Annotated in this window: 19 protein-coding genes; 8 read left to right on the forward strand and 11 right to left on the reverse strand. The window is 68.5% G+C overall.

The window, feature by feature from the left end; translation table 11 throughout:
- Positions 1 to 65 precede the first annotated feature (65 nt).
- Together BLV96_RS30025 and BLV96_RS30030 are read left to right on the forward strand one after the other, a co-directional pair.
- Positions 66 to 482: an NUDIX domain-containing protein gene (locus BLV96_RS30025; RefSeq protein ID WP_086674687.1), complete on the forward strand. Its 417-nt coding sequence runs from the start codon at positions 66 to 68 to the stop codon at positions 480 to 482.
- Positions 483 to 506: 24 nt separating this feature from the next.
- Entirely contained in the window at positions 507 to 932 is a 426-nt protein-coding gene (locus BLV96_RS30030) for an NUDIX hydrolase (protein ID WP_086674688.1), read from the forward strand.
- On the opposite strand, the gene BLV96_RS30035 is transcribed toward BLV96_RS30030, so the two are convergent.
- Genes BLV96_RS30035 through BLV96_RS49995 form a run of 3 tightly spaced genes read right to left on the reverse strand, consistent with a single transcriptional unit; the run spans position 921 to position 2,888 of the window.
- A complete protein-coding gene (locus BLV96_RS30035; protein ID WP_086674689.1) occupies positions 921 to 1,451 on the reverse strand; it encodes an NIPSNAP family protein in 531 nt (176 codons plus the stop codon). The two genes, BLV96_RS30030 and BLV96_RS30035, sit on opposite strands and share 12 nt — an antisense overlap.
- A gap of 36 nt (positions 1,452 to 1,487) precedes the next feature.
- Entirely contained in the window at positions 1,488 to 2,663 is a 1,176-nt protein-coding gene (locus BLV96_RS30040; protein ID WP_086674690.1) for an acyl-CoA dehydrogenase family protein, read from the reverse strand.
- Between the two features lie 48 nt (positions 2,664 to 2,711).
- A complete protein-coding gene (locus BLV96_RS49995) occupies positions 2,712 to 2,888 on the reverse strand; it encodes a hypothetical protein (RefSeq protein WP_167379783.1) in 177 nt (58 codons plus the stop codon).
- A 170-nt stretch (positions 2,889 to 3,058) separates the two neighbouring features.
- On the opposite strand from BLV96_RS49995, the gene BLV96_RS30045 reads away from it, so the two are divergent.
- The 5 genes from BLV96_RS30045 to BLV96_RS30065 are packed head-to-tail and all read left to right on the forward strand — an operon-like array spanning position 3,059 to position 6,264.
- A complete protein-coding gene (locus BLV96_RS30045) occupies positions 3,059 to 3,913 on the forward strand; it encodes a hypothetical protein (RefSeq protein WP_086674691.1) in 855 nt (284 codons plus the stop codon).
- A gap of 32 nt (positions 3,914 to 3,945) precedes the next feature.
- On the forward strand, positions 3,946 to 4,563 hold the full coding sequence (gene hisH / locus BLV96_RS30050) for an imidazole glycerol phosphate synthase subunit HisH (protein WP_086674692.1): 618 nt from the start codon (positions 3,946 to 3,948) through the stop codon (positions 4,561 to 4,563).
- A gap of 36 nt (positions 4,564 to 4,599) precedes the next feature.
- A complete protein-coding gene (gene priA / locus BLV96_RS30055) occupies positions 4,600 to 5,337 on the forward strand; it encodes a bifunctional 1-(5-phosphoribosyl)-5-((5-phosphoribosylamino)methylideneamino)imidazole-4-carboxamide isomerase/phosphoribosylanthranilate isomerase PriA (protein WP_086674693.1) in 738 nt (245 codons plus the stop codon).
- 54 nt (positions 5,338 to 5,391) lie between these two features.
- The gene (locus BLV96_RS30060; RefSeq protein ID WP_086674694.1) at positions 5,392 to 5,742 is read left to right on the forward strand and encodes a DUF1330 domain-containing protein; all 351 of its coding nucleotides are present in this window, start codon (positions 5,392 to 5,394) and stop codon (positions 5,740 to 5,742) included.
- Positions 5,743 to 5,790: 48 nt separating this feature from the next.
- Entirely contained in the window at positions 5,791 to 6,264 is a 474-nt protein-coding gene (locus tag BLV96_RS30065; RefSeq protein WP_086674695.1) for a GNAT family N-acetyltransferase, read from the forward strand.
- Here the strand turns inward: BLV96_RS30065 and BLV96_RS30070 are convergent.
- The 3 genes from BLV96_RS30070 to BLV96_RS30080 are packed head-to-tail and all read right to left on the reverse strand — an operon-like array spanning position 6,248 to position 8,092.
- Entirely contained in the window at positions 6,248 to 6,634 is a 387-nt protein-coding gene (locus tag BLV96_RS30070) for a PPOX class F420-dependent oxidoreductase (RefSeq protein ID WP_086674696.1), read from the reverse strand. The two genes, BLV96_RS30065 and BLV96_RS30070, sit on opposite strands and share 17 nt — an antisense overlap.
- A 13-nt stretch (positions 6,635 to 6,647) precedes the next feature.
- Positions 6,648 to 7,382: an ABC transporter permease gene (locus tag BLV96_RS30075; protein ID WP_086674697.1), complete on the reverse strand. Its 735-nt coding sequence runs from the start codon at positions 7,380 to 7,382 to the stop codon at positions 6,648 to 6,650.
- Positions 7,379 to 8,092, reverse strand: a complete 714-nt coding sequence (locus tag BLV96_RS30080) for an ABC transporter ATP-binding protein (RefSeq protein ID WP_086674698.1) — start codon at positions 8,090 to 8,092, stop codon at positions 7,379 to 7,381. Before BLV96_RS30080 ends, BLV96_RS30075 begins: the two co-directional genes overlap by 4 nt.
- Positions 8,093 to 8,239: 147 nt before the next feature.
- Here BLV96_RS30080 and BLV96_RS30085 point away from each other — a divergent pair, with 147 nt between their 5' ends.
- Positions 8,240 to 9,178, forward strand: coding sequence for a hypothetical protein (locus BLV96_RS30085; protein WP_086674699.1), 939 nt, complete (start codon positions 8,240 to 8,242; stop codon positions 9,176 to 9,178).
- Here BLV96_RS30085 and BLV96_RS30090 read toward each other — a convergent pair.
- The 5 genes from BLV96_RS30090 to BLV96_RS30110 form a co-directional block, all read right to left on the reverse strand.
- Positions 9,168 to 10,130, reverse strand: a complete 963-nt coding sequence (locus tag BLV96_RS30090; RefSeq protein WP_086674700.1) for a hypothetical protein — start codon at positions 10,128 to 10,130, stop codon at positions 9,168 to 9,170. The genes BLV96_RS30085 and BLV96_RS30090 overlap by 11 nt on opposite strands.
- Positions 10,127 to 10,624 (reverse strand): RNA polymerase sigma factor, encoded by a 498-nt coding sequence (locus tag BLV96_RS30095; RefSeq protein WP_086674701.1) that lies wholly within the window; start codon positions 10,622 to 10,624, stop codon positions 10,127 to 10,129. The genes BLV96_RS30090 and BLV96_RS30095 overlap by 4 nt, the downstream gene beginning before the upstream one ends.
- A 61-nt stretch (positions 10,625 to 10,685) precedes the next feature.
- Positions 10,686 to 12,185, reverse strand: a complete 1,500-nt coding sequence (locus BLV96_RS30100) for a right-handed parallel beta-helix repeat-containing protein (protein WP_086674702.1) — start codon at positions 12,183 to 12,185, stop codon at positions 10,686 to 10,688.
- A gap of 148 nt (positions 12,186 to 12,333) precedes the next feature.
- Entirely contained in the window at positions 12,334 to 13,488 is a 1,155-nt protein-coding gene (locus tag BLV96_RS30105; protein WP_086674703.1) for a phytase, read from the reverse strand.
- A 227-nt stretch (positions 13,489 to 13,715) separates the two neighbouring features.
- On the reverse strand, positions 13,716 to 15,458 hold the full coding sequence (locus BLV96_RS30110; protein ID WP_086674704.1) for an ATP-dependent nuclease: 1,743 nt from the start codon (positions 15,456 to 15,458) through the stop codon (positions 13,716 to 13,718).
- Positions 15,459 to 15,683: the final 225 nt, after the last annotated feature.

The following is a 15,683-nucleotide window of genomic DNA, read 5'->3' on the forward strand; positions in this document are numbered from 1 at the left end:
CACTCCTTGTCGTGGCCGCTGCAGGTTGGGCCGCTTGGGCTCGGCTCCGCCGAGGTGATCAGGCGATGCCGATGGCGCGACCCACCGTGCAGCCGCTGGTATTCGGCCTGGTGGAGTACGACGGCAAGCTGCTCGTACACGAAGAGCGTGACGACGTGTCCGGCAGAACGGTGTGGCGTCCACCGGGCGGGACGATCGCCTTCGGTGAGCGTGCCGAGAATGCCCTTAGACGTCAGGTCCCGGCTTCGCTGGGGAGGCTGGCGGGTGTCAAGGCGTTTGGTGCGCTGGAGAACCATCCAGTGGTGGATGGACGTCCTGGACACCAGATCGTTCTGCTCTACGAAGCAACGCTGGCCGATCCCAACTGCTACGGAGCAGCAGACCTGGACGGAGCGCGGTGGCACCCGGTGTTGGACTTCGTCGAAGGCAGAGAGATGCTCGCGCCGGAGGGGCTCGCGGACCTGCTCGATTGGGAACCGTGACAGCCGGACGATAGCGTGGCCGGTATGGGGTCCAGCATTCGGCCGATCGCGCTCGGCCTTCTCCGGCGGCAAGGGCAGATCCTCGTCTTCGAAGGGCGCGATGACGTCAAAGGCGAGACCTACTACCGGCCCCTCGGGGGCGGCATCGAGTTCGGCGAGCACAGCAAAGACACCCTCCAACGCGAGTTCCGCGAGGAACTCGACGCCGAGGTCAAAGTCGGCGAACTCCGAGGCGTCCTCGAGAACGTCTTCGCCTGGCGTGGCAACCCCGGACACGAGATCGCCTTCGTCTACGAAGCCGAGTTCGTCGACTCCGCTCTGTACGCCAAAGACCAGATGAAGATCCTCGACGACCCCGCCACCGCCCGATGGGTCGACCTGACCGACTTCATGGACGGCAGCAAGATCCTCTACCCCAACGGCCTCACCGAACTGCTCTCATCGGAGTAACGACCGTGACGTCGCCTCCAAAGACTCGGAGCCGGGAGAAGGCGAACGGCTGAAGGACACCATGAACGGCCCGTCCGTCCGCACCGGCAACTGCGGGAAGTTGTTCGGCCCCGGCTCCGTCTCGAACACCGCGAAGGCCGCCGGCGCCTCCCCGAAGGACAAGTACACCCCCGAACCCGGAGGCGGCGAAGCCAACCCGCGCACGACCGGACGCAGCAGCAGCACGTTGTCCGAGTCCACCATCGTCGCGTTGGCTTCCTCGCGAAACCGCCGCCACACCGGCCCCGTGTAGAACGCCGTCAGCGCGTCGACGCGGGCCGCTAGCGACGAGAACCCCCTCAGCCACACGAACTCGTCCGGTGACGAAGGCGTGCGGAACAGCCCGAACAAGTGCGCCCCCACCGCCTCCTGCGGTGCGACGAACTCGCGCTCGAACAACGAAATCAGCTCGTCACGCCGCCCCGGGCGCAGTGTGTAGCGGCGCAGCTCCAGCACCGTCTCGTACGCAGAAAAGTCCACGCCCGAACTCTAAAGACCACCACCGACAAAAACCGCTCAGCGGAACGCCGCCAGCCCCGTCACCGCCTGGCCGAGCGACAGCGCGTGCATCTCCTCCGTGCCTTCGTACGTCAGCACCGTCTCCAGGTTCGCCATGTGGCGCATCACCGGGTACTCCAGCGAAATCCCGTTCGCGCCCAGCATCGAGCGCGCCTCCCTCGCGGCGGAAAGAGCCGAGCGCACGTTCGCCATCTTGCCGAAGCTCACGTGGTTGTGGTGCAACGTCCCCGCGTCCTTGAGGCGCCCGATCTGCAGCGCCACCAGGCCGGCTCGGTTGACCTCCACCAGCAGGTCCGCCAGCTTGCGCTGCGTCAGCTGGAACCCCGCCAGCGGCTTGCCGAACTGCGACCGCGACAGCGTGTACTCCAACGCCGCCTCGTAGCACGCGCGTGCCGCGCCGACCACGCCGAACAAGATCCCGTAGCGCGCCTCGTTCAGGCACGACAGCGGCCCGCGCAAGCCCCGGACCTCGGGGAACGCCGCCGAGCCGGGCAGCCGGACGCCGTCCAGGACCAGTTCCGCCGTCAGCGATGCCCGCAGGGACAGCTTGTGCTTGACCTCGTTGGCCGTGAACCCCGGCGTCGACGTCGGGACGACGAAGCCGCGGATCCCGTCGTCGGTCTGGGCCCAGACCACCGCCACGTCCGCGACCGTTCCGTTGGTGATCCACATCTTCGTGCCCGACAGCACCCAGTCGGACCCGTCGCGCACCGCGCGCGTCCGCATCGAACCCGGGTCGCTGCCCGCGTCGGGCTCGGTCAGGCCGAAGCAGCCGAGCGCGTCGCCCGTGGCCATCCGCGGCAGCCACTCCTGGCGCTGCTCCTCGCTGCCCCACTTGTGGATCGCGTACATCGCCAGCGACCCCTGCACCGACACGAAGCTGCGCAACCCCGAGTCGACGGCTTCCAGCTCGCGGCACGCGATGCCGTACGCGACCGCGCTGGTGCCCGCGCAGCCGTAGCCCTCCAGGTGCATGCCCAGCAGCCCCAGCGAGCCGAAGCCCTTGGCCAGCTCGGCGGCCGGCAGCGAGCCCGTTTCATACCAATCGGCGACCTGGTCCAGCAGGTTGTCCTTCGCGTACGCGCGGACGGCGGCGCAGATTCCGCGCTCCTCCTCGGCGAGCCCGGCGTCGAGGTCGAGGAAGTCGTGCGGGTCAGGGGTGCGGCTGCTCATGAGGGCTCCCGGGGAACGCGACGATGCGGCCCCCGCAGGAAACCACAGTCAGGCGTCTGTCCTCCGCGTGGCGTTCGTCACGCGGACAGCAGACGTCGACGGCGTGCATCGCGGCCGGACCTGCTGGCGGGGGATCAGCAGCTCGCTGAACTGCGGAAACGGCACGCTCTCGATGTCGTCACGCCAGGCGTGCAGCATCTGGGACAGCAGATCGTCCTCGGCCATCTTCGCCTCCCTGGCGTCCGGTCGTGCGGGTTGTGCGCACACGATCGAGTCGCTTGATACCCAGCGAGCGGGACGCCGAAACGTCCTTCGCCAAGATTCTTCCGGCGCGTGACCGCCCCGTGGCAGAATCGCGTCGCCGCCGCCACCGCCTCAACTCCCGAGGAGCGCACATGCGCGCGGCCAGTCTGCTCGCCCTCACCACCGCCGCCCTGCTCACCGCCACCGGCGTGGCCACCGCCCACGAAGCCCGCTGGCGCCAAACCGGTCACACGACCGCCGAAAACCGGGTCAGCGGCGAGGGCCTCACCACGCTGCGCCTGCCCGGGCACGCGCCCGAGCTCGTCTACCGCAACGGCGCCACCATCCCGCAGCCGCTCAAGGACGAGGGCTGGGGCCACGTCGGCGACCCGGACTCGCTGCGCGGCTACGTCTTCGACGTCTACCAGGACACCGTCACCCCGACGCCGACGAAGAAGATGTACCTGGTCACCAAGCCCGACGGCACGACGACGGAGTTCGTCCACCCCCTGCTGCCCGACGAGCCGGCGCCGAACGCGAACGCCCAGGTCGCGGCCACCCCCGACGGCCAGTGGCTCGTCTCCGGCCCGCTCGGCGAGATCGACCGCCTCTACGTCTCCCCGACACCGTTCCTGAACCCCCGCGGCCCGAAGACGGCCGGCGACCTGCCCGTCGCCGCCCGCATCCACCTCGACCACCACATCCGCAGCGCCCAGGGCTGCGACTTCGTCAGCTCGACGCGGCTGGTCTGCGCGACCAGCGACCCGTACAACGACCTGTACCCGACCAACCTGCAGCTGCTGCAGATCGACCTCCCGCGGCCCGTCAACGGCCACGACGTCACCGCGAAGGTGCGGGAAATCAGCCAGGTCCCGCTGGTCAGCACCTGCACCGGCACGTTCACGCCGGAGGGCGTCGACTACGACGCCGGCGTGCTGCGCGTCGAGGTCGTGCCGCCGGCGCCGTGCAACACCGTGACGGACGTCTATTCGTTCGAGCGCCGCTGAGCCCTGCGGCTACGCTGGGTGGCGTGTCTCGTGTGGTGATTCTCGACTACGGTTCCGGCAACCTCCGCTCCGCCGAACGCGCTGTGGCGCGCGCCGGGGCCGAAGTCGAGGTCACCGCCGACCCGCATGCCGCGATCGAGGCCGACGGCCTGGTCGTGCCGGGCGTCGGCGCCTACTCGGCGTGCATGGCCGGGCTGCTCGAGGTCAAGGGGCACCGGATCATCGGCAAGCGCCTCGCCGGCGGCCGTCCCGTGCTCGGCATCTGCGTCGGCATGCAGATCCTCTTCTCCCGCGGCGTCGAGCACGGCGAGGAGACCGAGGGCACGGGAGAGTGGCCGGGCGTCGTCGACCGGCTGAACGCCGACGTCCTGCCGCACATGGGCTGGAACACCGTGCGCGCGCCGGCGGACTCGCGGCTGTTCGCCGGGCTCGACCCGGACGAGCGGTTCTACTTCGTGCACTCCTACGCCGCGCGCAAGTGGGAGCTCGACGGGCTGGCCGGCCAGGAACCCAAGGTCACCTGGGCCAACCACGGCGACGACTTCGTCGCGGCGGTCGAAAACGGACCGCTCTGGGCCACCCAGTTCCACCCCGAGAAGTCCGGCGACGCGGGCGCGCGGCTGTTGAAGAACTGGCTGGCGACCCTCTGACCGGGTGACGCGGGTCTCCGCCTTAGAGTTACCGGCGTGACTTTCACGCTGCTTCCCGCCGTTGATGTGGCCGATGGCCAGGCCGTGCGACTCGTCCAGGGCGAGGCCGGCACCGAGACCTCCTATGGCAGCCCGCTCGAAGCGGCGCTCGCCTGGGAGCGCGACGGTGCCGAGTGGATCCACCTGGTCGACCTCGACGCCGCGTTCGGCAAGGGCAGCAACCGCGAACTGCTCGCCGACGTCGTCGGCCGGCTCGACGTCCAGGTGGAGCTCTCGGGCGGCATCCGCGACGACGCGTCCCTGAAGGCCGCGCTGGCCACCGGCGCCCGCCGCGTCAACCTCGGCACGGCGGCGCTCGAGGACCCGGAGTGGACAGCGCGCGTGATCGGCGAGTACGGCGACCGCGTGGCGATCGGCCTGGACGTCCGGATCACCGAGGCGGGCCACCGCCTGTCGGCCCGAGGCTGGACCTCCGACGGCGGCGACCTGTGGGACGTCCTGGAGCGCCTGGACCGCGACGGCGCGTCCCGGTACGTGGTGACGGACGTGAGCAAGGACGGCACGCTGCGGGGCCCGAACCTGGAGCTGCTGCGCGACGTCGTCGCGCGGACGGACGCGCCGGTGATCGCTTCGGGCGGGGTGTCCAGTGTGGACGATCTCGTCGCGTTGGCCGGGTTGGCCGCCGATGGGGTCGAAGGGTCGATCGTGGGGAAGGCGCTGTACGCGGGCGCGTTCACGCTGCCCGAGGCGCTCGCGGCGGTCGCGAAGGTCTGAGCATTACCTCCGGCGTAATCGACGCCGTACGGCTTCCCCGCCAGGATCCAGGGCATGACGAAGAACGCCTACGGGATCGCCCACCTCCGCCCGCCCGCCGTGCTGCACGAAGAAGTTTTCGAGTACCTCGAACGCATCCAGGCGACGCTCGACCCGTACGGCGGCAGGTTCGTCGTGCACGGTGCGCAGCCGCAGGTGATGGAGGGGGAGTGGCCCGGAGCGCTGGTGGTCATCGAGTTCCCCGGCCTCGCCGCCGCGCACGAGTGGTACGCCTCGCCCGCCTACCGGGAGATCCTCGCCCTGCGAGCGGACCACATCCCGGGCGACCTGGTCATCGTCGAAGGCTGCGGCCCGGACCACGACTCGGCCGCGATGGGCGCGGCGATGCGGGCCGCGGCGGCATGACGCCGAAAAGCGGCTGACAGCGCGCCCCCGGGGTCGTAGGTTGCCGCGGTGGAGGAGATCGTCACCCAGCTGGAAATGACCGCCGCCGGGCAGCTGAACCCCGCCCCCGTCGTCGACGGTGTCACGCTGCGGGTCACCGGTCCGGGCCCGGAGATCGAGCGGCTGCACGTCCGGATCGGGACGCCCCACGCCTGGCCGAGTGCCTCGCGCAGCGCCGAAGACTGGGCGAAGTGGCTCTCGGAGCCGCGCCGGTACCGGCTCATCGAATACCGCGGCGAAATCGCGGGCGCCGCCGATTTCGAGGAGCAGCCGGGCAACACCGTCGAAATCACCACCTTCGGCCTGCTGCCCGAATTCGTCGGCAAGGGCCTCGGCGGTTACGCGCTCACCCTCGTCGTCGCCGACGCGTGGGCGCTTCCCGGCACGAAAAGGGTCTGGCTGCACACCTCGACGCTCGACCACCCGAACGCGCTGCCGAACTACCTGCGGCGCGGGTTCCGCGGCTTCAGCCGTCCAGCTTGACCGCGATCCCGACCGTCCGGTCGGCCGGGCCGCGCAGCTTCGAGAAGAACATCGTGACGCGCCCGATGAGGCCGTACTTGCGGCCGATCACCCGGCGGACACGCTCGGTCTCCGCCAGGTCCAGCAGCCGCGCCTGGCCGCCGACGACCGCGCCGTGCGTCTTCTGCCCGCGCAGGTCGCACGCCTGGACCTCGACGCGCCCGCTGTTGCGGATGCGCTTGACCTTCCCCGCCTTGCGCTCGGACCAGAACACGAGCTCGCCCGCGTCGCCCGCCAGCCAGATCGGGGTCGGCACCGCGCGCCCGTCACGGCGGAACGTGGTCAGCAGGACGTAGCGCTCGGCGGCGAGCCGGTCCGTTTCGGAGGCCATGGCACCACGGTAGTCACGGCGTCCGCCGCCGCAGCGTCGCCGCGCCGAGCACCAGCGCCAGCAGCGCGCAGCACGCCACCACCACGAGGTTGCGCAGGATCACCGCGTCCACCGTCGACGACGCCGTGACGCGGGTCAGCGCCTCGACCGCGTACGACAGCGGCATGACGTCCGAAAGCCGGCGCAGCAGCCACCCCATGTCGCCGCGCGGCACGAACAGCCCGCACAGCAGGATCTGCGGCAGCACGAACACCGGCATGAACTGGATGGCCTGGAACTCGGTGCGCGCGAACGCGCTGACGAACAGCCCGAGCGCCATGCCCAGCAACGCGTCGAGGACCGCGATCACCAGCAGCATCCCGACCGATCCCGCGAGGTCGAGCCCGAGCCACCACAGCGAGACGCCGGCCGCGAGCGAAACCTGGACGACGGCGATCGCGCCGAACGCCAGCGCGTACCCGAAGAGCAGGTCGAGCCGGCCGATCGGCAGGGTCATCAGGCGTTCGAGGGTGGCCGTCGTCCGCTCCCGCAACGTCGTGATCGACGCGATGAGGAACATGATCAGGAACGGGAACACGCCGAGCAGCGCGGGCGCGACGCGGCTGAACACCAGCGTCGAGTTGAAGACGTACCGCAGCAGGATCATCAGCAGGGTCGGCACGACGACCAGCATCACGACGGTCCGCGGGTCGTGCCGCAGCTGGGCGAGGATGCGCCGCGTGGTCGCGAGCGTCAGCGCGGGGTTCACGACGCCGCCCTCACGAGGTGCAGGAAGGCCCCTTCGAGGTCGGCGGCGCCGGTGCGCTCGCGCAACACCGCGGGCGCGTCGTCGGCCAGGAGGGTGCCTTCGCGCATGAGCAGGAGGCGGTCGCAGCGCGCGGCTTCGTCCATGACGTGGCTGGACACCAGCAGCGTGGCGCCGCCCTCGGCGAGCCGGCGGAAGAGGGCCCAGAGCTCGTCGCGCAGCAGCGGGTCGAGCCCGACGGTCGGCTCGTCGAGCACCAGCAGCTCCGGCGTGCCGAGCAGCGCGACGGCGAGGTTCGCCCGGTTGTGCTGCCCGCCCGACAGCGAGCCGACGAGCTTCCCGGCGTGGTCGGCCAGGCCGACTTCGGCGATCACTCTGTCCACATCGGACGCCGGGGCGCGCAGCACCGCGGCGAAGTACCTGAGCGCCTCGCGCACGGTCAGGTCGGCGTAGATCGCCGGGTTCTGCGTCGCGTAGCCGATCCGCCGCCGCAGCGGCGGGCTGCCGGCGGGCAGGCCGAGCACGGTGACCGTGCCGCCCTCGACGATCTGGACGCCGACGATCGCCCGCATCAGCGTCGTCTTGCCGCAGCCGCTCGGGCCGAGCAGCCCGGTGACGGCGCCGCGCGGCACCTCGAAGCTCACGTCGCGCACCACCGGCCGGCCACCGCGCCGGACGCGGAGCCCGGTGACCTCGAGCGCCGAATTAGTCATGCGTTTAATTCTGCGCGCGATGAGTTTCCGGAGTCAAGGGGCGAAGCGGCGCAACGCGATGGGGCATGACGGCAGAAGCGCGCCAAGCCCCCGACTTGCGACGATTTATCGGTCGGGCCGCGCGCCCGCGTACTGGAGGGAACGTCGATGACCGTCAAGCACGAAGTCCCCGTTCATCCCCAAGCAGGTTTCTTCGGCGAAGGGCCGTACCCCGCCCGACGCGCCGCGATCGCCGTGATCGCGGTCCTGGCCGGGTTCGCCCTCACCGCGATCTGGTCGGCCCCCTTCGTGGACTCCGTGATCGGCGACAGCGTCGCCAACGGGCTCCTCGGCTACGACGCGAAAGCGACGCCGATCAGCAGCGCCCTCGCCGGGACGCTGTTCGCGTTCGTCTCCGGGCTCGCCGGCTCGTTCACCGCGTGCAACATCGCCGCGTTCGGGGCGGTCGCGCCGCTGGTCGGCGGACAGGCGGGCGAAAAGCGCAGCCCGTTCAAGCCGCTCGGCTGGATCGCCGCGGGCATGCTCACGGTCTCGATCGTGTACGGCGTGATCGTCGCGCTCGTCGGCACGGGCATGCCGCAGTTCTCCACCGCGCAGACGAGCGGGCTGAGCCCGCGCAGCATCCAGTCCATGGTCGCCTTCGGGGTCGTCGGCCTGGTCTTCCTGCTGATGGGCCTGGTCGCGCTCGGCATCGTCGGCAACCCGTTCGCCGCGTTCACCCGGCGGCACCCGGCGGCGCCGCACGTCCTGATGGGCGCCCTCATCGGCGGCTTCCTGATCGGACGGCCGTACCCGCTGTTCCGGATCATGTTCCGCAGCGCCGCCGAGGAGCACAACGTCTTCTACGGCGCCGCCGCGTTCGCCCTGCAGTCGCTCGGCAACATCGTGATCATGGCGGTGCTGTTCCTGATCCTGACCTACGCCACGCGGGGGCGCCTGCAGCGCTGGTTCGCCGCGAAGCCGGCCCGGATCGCCGCGGTGACCGGGGCCGCGCTGCTCGTCGGCGGCACGTTCACGCTGCTGTACTGGGACGTCCGCGTGCTCGGCCGGCTGGGGATCATCTGGTTCCCGATGATCAGCTGGTAGCCCGGCCGAGCCACCGGTAGTCGGGTGTGGGGTCGAGCTGGACGCCGTTCGCGACGGCGACCAGCTCGCTCTCCGGCCGCGCGCCCGACACCGTCAGCCAGCGCCCGGACGGCATCCGCACGGCGACCGTGCCCGCCACGAAGAACCCCGGGCCGCCGCGGACGGTGACGGGTGCGGCGCCGTTGACACCGGGAGAGCCCGCGCTCGCCGTGACGCGGACGGCGGGTTCGGCCGGCCGCGCCGGATCGGCGGCGGTCAGCTCGGTGCTCGCGTCGCCCGGTCCGGTGCCCTTGACCGCCGCCGAACGCTCGGTCAGCCCCGCCGGGAGCGGGCCGAACCGCAGTTCACCGCGGACGCCGACCGGCGTGGCGGTGACCCCCTGGGCGATCCCCAGGGCCACCACGCGGGCGTCCGGGACCCCGGCGACCCGCGCGGTCAGGACGTGGTCGTCGTCGGCGAGCCAGGTGATCAGCGCGGCCGTCCCGGTGTCGCCGGTGACCATGGCGACGCGGCCGCCCACCAGGACCTGGTCGCGGATCGACGCGATCCGCAGCTCGGTCTGCGACCACTCGGGGTCGGCGGTCGAGTAGACCGACAGCGTGACCTCCGCGGGGCCGGCGAACCACCGCCGGACCTGCGGCGTGCTCCCGGGCCCGCCCTCGCGGAACTGCTCGGTGAAGCCGGCCGGCAGCCAACCGGGGCTGTAGCCGAGCACCGGGCGGCTCGCGGCCGGCTCCAGGTCCGGGGTGGTGAGCGCCCGCGTGCCCACGAAGACCCCGGCGACCAGCACGACCACCGCCGCGGCGACCAGGGCCAGCCGCGTCGCCGGCCGCCGCGGCCGCCCGGCGCGGGCCAGCGCGTCCCGCACCGCCCGGCCGTCCGGGGCGTGGGTGGCGAGGCGGTCGAGGCTCTCCCGGATCAGCGTCTCGGTGTCCTGCTCGCGGTGGGTCATTCTCCAGCTCCGGTGGTGAGTGCCGCGGGGTGCGGCGCCTGGCGCAGGGTGGTGAGCGCGCGCGAGATCTGGCTGCGCACGGTGGAGGTCCCGCAGCGCAGGACGGCGGCGATCTCGGCGTCGGAGTAGTTCTCGTAGTAGCGCAGCACGATCGCGGCGCGCTGCTTGCGCGGCAACGTGGCGAGCAGGCCGAGCATCGCGTCCCGCTCGTCGTAGGCGGCCGCGGGGTCGGCTTCGGGCGGGCTCAGCGCGTCGAGGACGTCGTGGCTGCTGGGCACCATCCGCCGCACGGCCCGCCGGCGCCACGAGAGGTACTCGTTGGTGACCATCCGGCGCACGTAGGTGGGCGGCGAGGCGATGCCGTCCCACCGCTGCTGGGCGCGCAGGAGAACGTCCTGGACGATGTCCTGCGCGAGGTGCGGGTCGTTCGTCAGGACGGTCGCGTAGCGCAGCAGCCCGTCCAGCCGCTCCGCCACGAACTCTTCGAAACCCACCCTTTAGGGACGCATGAGGCGACCGGACTGCTGCACGCGGCCGGAGTGGCCGCGGTCACACTCAGCAGTTCGGCGTCACGCCGTCGAAGGAGGCGCAGTCGTCCTGGTTCCAGGGCTCGTTCTGCCACTGGTCCGGCGTCAAGCTGCGTGAAGTGTCACCCGCCACGAACGTCCACGGGCCGAAGTAATCGTTGCTGTACCAGTAGTTGTCCTGGTCGTGGGTGATCGCGTCCTGGACGGACGTCCCCCGGTACGGGGACCACGCCGGGTACGTTCCGTAGTTGCTCAGCACCGCCATCCGGCCGCACATCCCGTTGCAGCCCGGCCGGGCGGGGTCGAAGCGGAACGTGTTCGAGTGGATCTCCACCCGCTGGGTCTTCCACCGGCAGTCGCCGAACAGCGGGTCGTCGTCGATGGCCGGGGCCGAACACAGGTTCCGGTCCGTGACCAGCTTCGTGCAGCTCGCCGTCGACGTGTTGGCCGGGCTGTTGCAGAAGCGGTCGGCGTTCTCCCACAGCGTGATCGCCGACCAGTTGTCCTCGAACGTGTTGCCGTAGACGTCCAGGACGTCGGTGCGGGCCGGGACGCGCGGCTCGCCGCCGGACTCCGAGATGTACACCGCCGCCGACGGGAAGTTGTCGCCGCGGGACGCGCGCCGGCTGCCGGCCACCACGTTGTTGCGGCGGATCGCGTTGTGGCGGATGACCGCGTTGTAGCTGATCTCGTAGAAGATCGCTTCGGCGTCATTGTCCTCGATGACGTTGTCCTCGATCAGGAAATCGTTGTCGTTCGTGTCGGCCCAGAGGCCCGCGCCGTGGTTGTGGTGGATCCAGTTGCCGCGCACGTCGGCGCCGTCGACGGCCCAGAATTTGATTCCGCCGCTGCACCCGCACCCGGGGTTGCGCGTTTCCCAGTCGTCGACGTTGTTGCCGGTGATTTCGTTGCCTTCGACGAGCAGCCCGGTGATCGCGTTGTCGGGGCGGTAGGCGTTCATGCCGTACTGCCCGTTGTCGCGCAGGCAGTTGCCGCGCACGACCTGGCGGGCGCCGGCCATCAACGCGGCACCGCGGTTGTTCTGGATCGTGTTGTTTTCGATCACCCAGTGCGCCCCGGAGTCGTGGTTGACCACGCCCTGGTCCTGCGGGGCGACGAAGTTCTGGATGGTGAGGCCGCGGATGACGACGTCCTTGGCCTGCTGCGTGAAAGCGGCGCGGTTGACCGAACGGCCGTCCAGCACGGCGCCGGGCGCGCCGAGGTAGACGTCGCCGTCCTTCGGGATGACCTGGCCGAACTGGTCCGGGGCCAGCAGGTGCGTGCCCGGCGGCAGCCAGAAGGTGGTCCCCGGTGGCGCGGACAGCGTTTTCGCGTACAGGTCGCCCTCGACGGCGGGGTCGACGACCACGGCGCCCGCCGGGGCCTGGGGATTCAGGGCGGGCTGGTGGTCGCAAACGGCCCCCGTGGACGCGGCAGCGGCGACGGCGGCGGGCGCGGCGGCCGGGAAAACGGGGGAGGCGAATGCGGCGACTAGCACGACGGCGAGCGCGGAATGGAGGCGCGACATGCCGTGGAACCTACGCGAGATCGATGCCGGGAATACCGCCATCAGTGGACGATCGAGGCTGTTTTTGAAAGCGCCGGTCACGGTTAAAGAATCACCGTGACCGGCGGAAAGGAGGAATTCGGACAATGGCGTGTCGGTATAATTCCCCCTAGCGGGGGAGGACGTCGTCGAGCCGGACGAACGCGAATCCCGTGGTCGCGAGGTCACCGGCGGCCGGGCGGCGCTCGCCGTCGTGCACCACCAGCAGGCCGTGCGGGAAGCGGCGGCCGAGGTAGGCGGTGCTGATCGCCGAGCCGTCGGAGTGCTCCACCGAGTCCGTGCCGCGACCCGCGACGATCCGCAGGTCACGCGTGCGCGGGCCGTAGACCACGAACCGCGAGTCGCCTTGGCTGGAGGCGAACAGCGTCCCGTGCGCGACGGCCAGGCCCTCGGCGTCGGCCGTCAGCCACTTGCCGCCGAAGCCGGGGTCGGCGCCGTCGGGCACGCACTCCTCGGTGGCCGCGTCCCACCGCTGCGGGACGCCGTAGGAGCGCACGCGGTCGACCAGCTCGGGTCGCCCGAAGCCGCGGGCGGTGAGCGGGATCCGCCAGATCCCGACGTCCTCCTGCGCGGTGTAGAGCACCCGGCCGTCGAGGACCGACCCTTCCAGCTGCGGCCCTTCGCCCGGCTCCTCGCAGGGCGACCACGTCGTGCCGTCGGGCAGCCGGAAGGAAGACGGCAGGTCGACGGTGGCCAGCTCCTCGGTGCCGACGGTGCCGACGGTGCCGCCGGGCCGGTCGACGAGCTTCAGCAGCGCCACCCGCGTCTCGTGCCGCCGGGTCACCGCCGCCCAGCGGATCCCGGTGACCGGGTCGCGCCCCGCGGCCAGGCCGTAGGCGGTGCGCTGTTCGTCCACATCGGACTCCGGGAACACCCGCGCGGCGGCGGGATCGGTGACGTCGCGCAGGACGTGGGCCCCGGCCGCGGCCCCGCGCGGGTCGATCCGGTAGACCCGGACGTGGTCGCGGCCCCGGTCGCTGACGACGGCGAGGTCATCGACGACGTCGACGTTGTTGAACCGCCCGCCCGCCCCGGCCGGGACGAGCTGCAGGGTCCGCGCCTCCAGGTCGAACGCCGCGAGGCCGCCTTCCTTGAGCGTCCCGAGCACGACGCTGCGGGCGGGGTCGTGGGGGTGGACCCAGATGGCGGGGTCGTCGGCGTCGGCGGGCTCGGCGAAGGCCTGGGTCTGGAGCACCGGGGAGGGATCGTGCCGGGCGGCGGAGGCGGGGACGGCGGTCAGCAGCGAGAGGGCGGCCACGGCCACCGGGAGGAGTCTGCGCACGCGCGGCAAAGTAGACGAATCGGATGACCGGGACGTGAACGAGCCCGGAACGTGAACGAGCGGTGTGGCGCAGCCCCCGGTCTCCAGTCCACGGCGGGATCTACAGCTGACGTGGTTAACCCCGCGTCCTTGCGCGCCCACTGCCGACTAGGATTGCTTACTTGCAGTGAACGTTGAGCTAGAGGCGGCCGAGTGCTGCCAATTGTCAACTATACTAGTTTTTCATTGATTGCAAGCAGCAGGTCTCGCATCTCAGCTGGTACTTCATGAGAGTATAGCCTCGCGGATAATAATCTTGCGGAGACGGGTTTCCCTCCCGCTGTCTGAATGCGTCGGTTGATGCCAGAGATCAAATCCTTGGCGGGCGCGCGACTTATTCGCCATTCTCGGTTCGCCCAGAAGCCTTCGAAAACTTTCATGTAGGAAGAGAACGACGTGGAGAAATGGACCCCTTGACGTTTCTCGACCTCGAGGCGGGGTGCGAGCATCTGGCCGAATACTTGCTCCTTCAACTCTTCGAGAGCTTCGTCGACGTAAGATTCAATCTTGTCAACGGGGATTCCGGAAACTCTGGACATAGCTGTTTCGGATAGGAGATAGCTCTCGAGCTCCTTTCGTTTCCATATGTGAGGTTTAACTTGCGCCGAATCAAACTCGCCTATCACGCTAATCACGGCGTCATCATCAAGGTAATCCCTGTCAATAAGAACGTGTATATCTACTGCTGAATCGAGTAGGGTGGAATTAATCCAGCCAAAGGAGCTCGCAAGCTTTCTTTTCGATGCTCCGCCCATTGGCACCACTGTTAGTCCACGTTCTTGTGCAACTAATTCTGCTCCGACTGTTTTAGCAACGTTGCGGAGGACTCTCATGTCATGGCCTTCCACGAATAGGGCAACCCGCGCCCGCAATGCTTTGGCCAACTGAAGGTTGAAGCCGGAACCGAGAAGGCTATTCAACTCCGATAACACGGCTGCGTCGGTGACTGACTTGGATCTCCTCTTGGTTCGGTCAACAATAATTATCGAGTCCTTCCCTGCTTCAGCCAGCATCTCGGTAGCATGGGTGGCTAATATGACCTGACAGTCCAAATCTTCAAGGATGTGCACCAGTCGGCGCTGGAGGTCTGGGTGCAAGTACACGTCAGGTTCGTCGAGGATTAAGGTGTCTGAGTCCATCTGGCGCCAAATATGAAAAAGTAGCTGTAGCCAAATCTGCAGGCCGTCGCCTGCCCAAAATATCTCCTTTTCTGTTCGCCCTACGCTTTCGGTGTAATATAGATCTAAGGCTGCCGAGTCGCCCGAGGTGCTTAAGACTAGATTGATGCTGCCAATTTCGGGAGTATGTTGGAGTAGGAATTCATGTAGCTTGCCGTACTCGGAGGGGTCAGATTCTCGCCGGTAGTAAAGTTGATTTCTAAAGTGTCGACTCGACAGGCGTGTGCCAAGGTTGTCGCGTACGTGGGTCTCGGATAGAAGGTTCTCGTCGCGCTCTAGTGGAACCATGCTCTGCACGACTCCCATTGTTGAGTAAAAGCTCTTGACAACTCTGAGGTTGGATGGTTGAGCTCCAGGTATCTGTTCGATATAGAAATAAGGATTGCCTTCGAGTGGCCAGATGACATAAAGTGCCGCTTTGTTGCGGAAGTGAAGTTCGATTCGTGATTCCACTTCTCGAAATTCGTGCTGAACATTCTCGCTGACGAATCCGGTGGTCGGCGCAGAAGTTATAGAAAATGCTGCGACGGAACGATCTCGCTTCTCGTCCTTGGTTCCGAACTCTGGCTTCCTGCGCTTGGCTAGGGAAAGTAGGCCAGAGCAGAGCCTTAAAGCGTTAATTATGGTGCTCTTGCCGGCATTATTCGGGCCAATCAAGAAAGATGAACCTGACTTGAAGTGAACCGTGTAGTCGCTGAATCCTTTGTAATTCAGAAGCCGCATTCGCGCCAGCATCTCTATTCCTTTGGGTCACCGTGTTCGTCGGACGTGTGTCAAGGTAGGGTCGTTTGCGTCAAGAAGTATGTTGCTCTGTGTATAGTTTCGATATGGATTTGTATCCAAAGGTGGTCCGTTGTGGCTGTCGCGATGAGGCTGGTAGGCGCGTATTTAGGTCGCTGACGTGCAGTTTTATACCCGGCAAACACTCCGGTTCGTCGCTGTTGCAGGGTGATCGGCTGC

Origin of the sequence: Amycolatopsis pretoriensis (assembly GCF_900107925.1) — a bacterium.
GTDB classification, from domain to species: Bacteria; Actinomycetota; Actinomycetes; order Mycobacteriales; family Pseudonocardiaceae; genus Amycolatopsis; species Amycolatopsis pretoriensis.

What these genes read in the sequence shown, in the direction of transcription:
- BLV96_RS30025 (WP_086674687.1), top strand. Translation starts at nt 66, where the DNA reads ATGCCGATGGCGCGACCCACCGTGCAGCCGCTGGTATTCGGCCTGGTG.
- BLV96_RS30030 (WP_086674688.1), top strand. Translation starts at nt 507, where the DNA reads ATGGGGTCCAGCATTCGGCCGATCGCGCTCGGCCTTCTCCGGCGGCAA.
- BLV96_RS30040 (WP_086674690.1), bottom strand. Translation starts at nt 2,663, where the DNA reads ATGAGCAGCCGCACCCCTGACCCGCACGACTTCCTCGACCTCGACGCC.
- BLV96_RS49995 (WP_167379783.1), bottom strand. Translation starts at nt 2,888, where the DNA reads ATGGCCGAGGACGATCTGCTGTCCCAGATGCTGCACGCCTGGCGTGAC.
- BLV96_RS30045 (WP_086674691.1), top strand. Translation starts at nt 3,059, where the DNA reads ATGCGCGCGGCCAGTCTGCTCGCCCTCACCACCGCCGCCCTGCTCACC.
- BLV96_RS30060 (WP_086674694.1), top strand. Translation starts at nt 5,392, where the DNA reads ATGACGAAGAACGCCTACGGGATCGCCCACCTCCGCCCGCCCGCCGTG.
- BLV96_RS30070 (WP_086674696.1), bottom strand. Translation starts at nt 6,634, where the DNA reads ATGGCCTCCGAAACGGACCGGCTCGCCGCCGAGCGCTACGTCCTGCTG.
- BLV96_RS30080 (WP_086674698.1), bottom strand. Translation starts at nt 8,092, where the DNA reads ATGACTAATTCGGCGCTCGAGGTCACCGGGCTCCGCGTCCGGCGCGGT.
- BLV96_RS30085 (WP_086674699.1), top strand. Translation starts at nt 8,240, where the DNA reads ATGACCGTCAAGCACGAAGTCCCCGTTCATCCCCAAGCAGGTTTCTTC.
- BLV96_RS30090 (WP_086674700.1), bottom strand. Translation starts at nt 10,130, where the DNA reads ATGACCCACCGCGAGCAGGACACCGAGACGCTGATCCGGGAGAGCCTC.
- BLV96_RS30100 (WP_086674702.1), bottom strand. Translation starts at nt 12,185, where the DNA reads ATGTCGCGCCTCCATTCCGCGCTCGCCGTCGTGCTAGTCGCCGCATTC.
- BLV96_RS30110 (WP_086674704.1), bottom strand. Translation starts at nt 15,458, where the DNA reads ATGCTGGCGCGAATGCGGCTTCTGAATTACAAAGGATTCAGCGACTAC.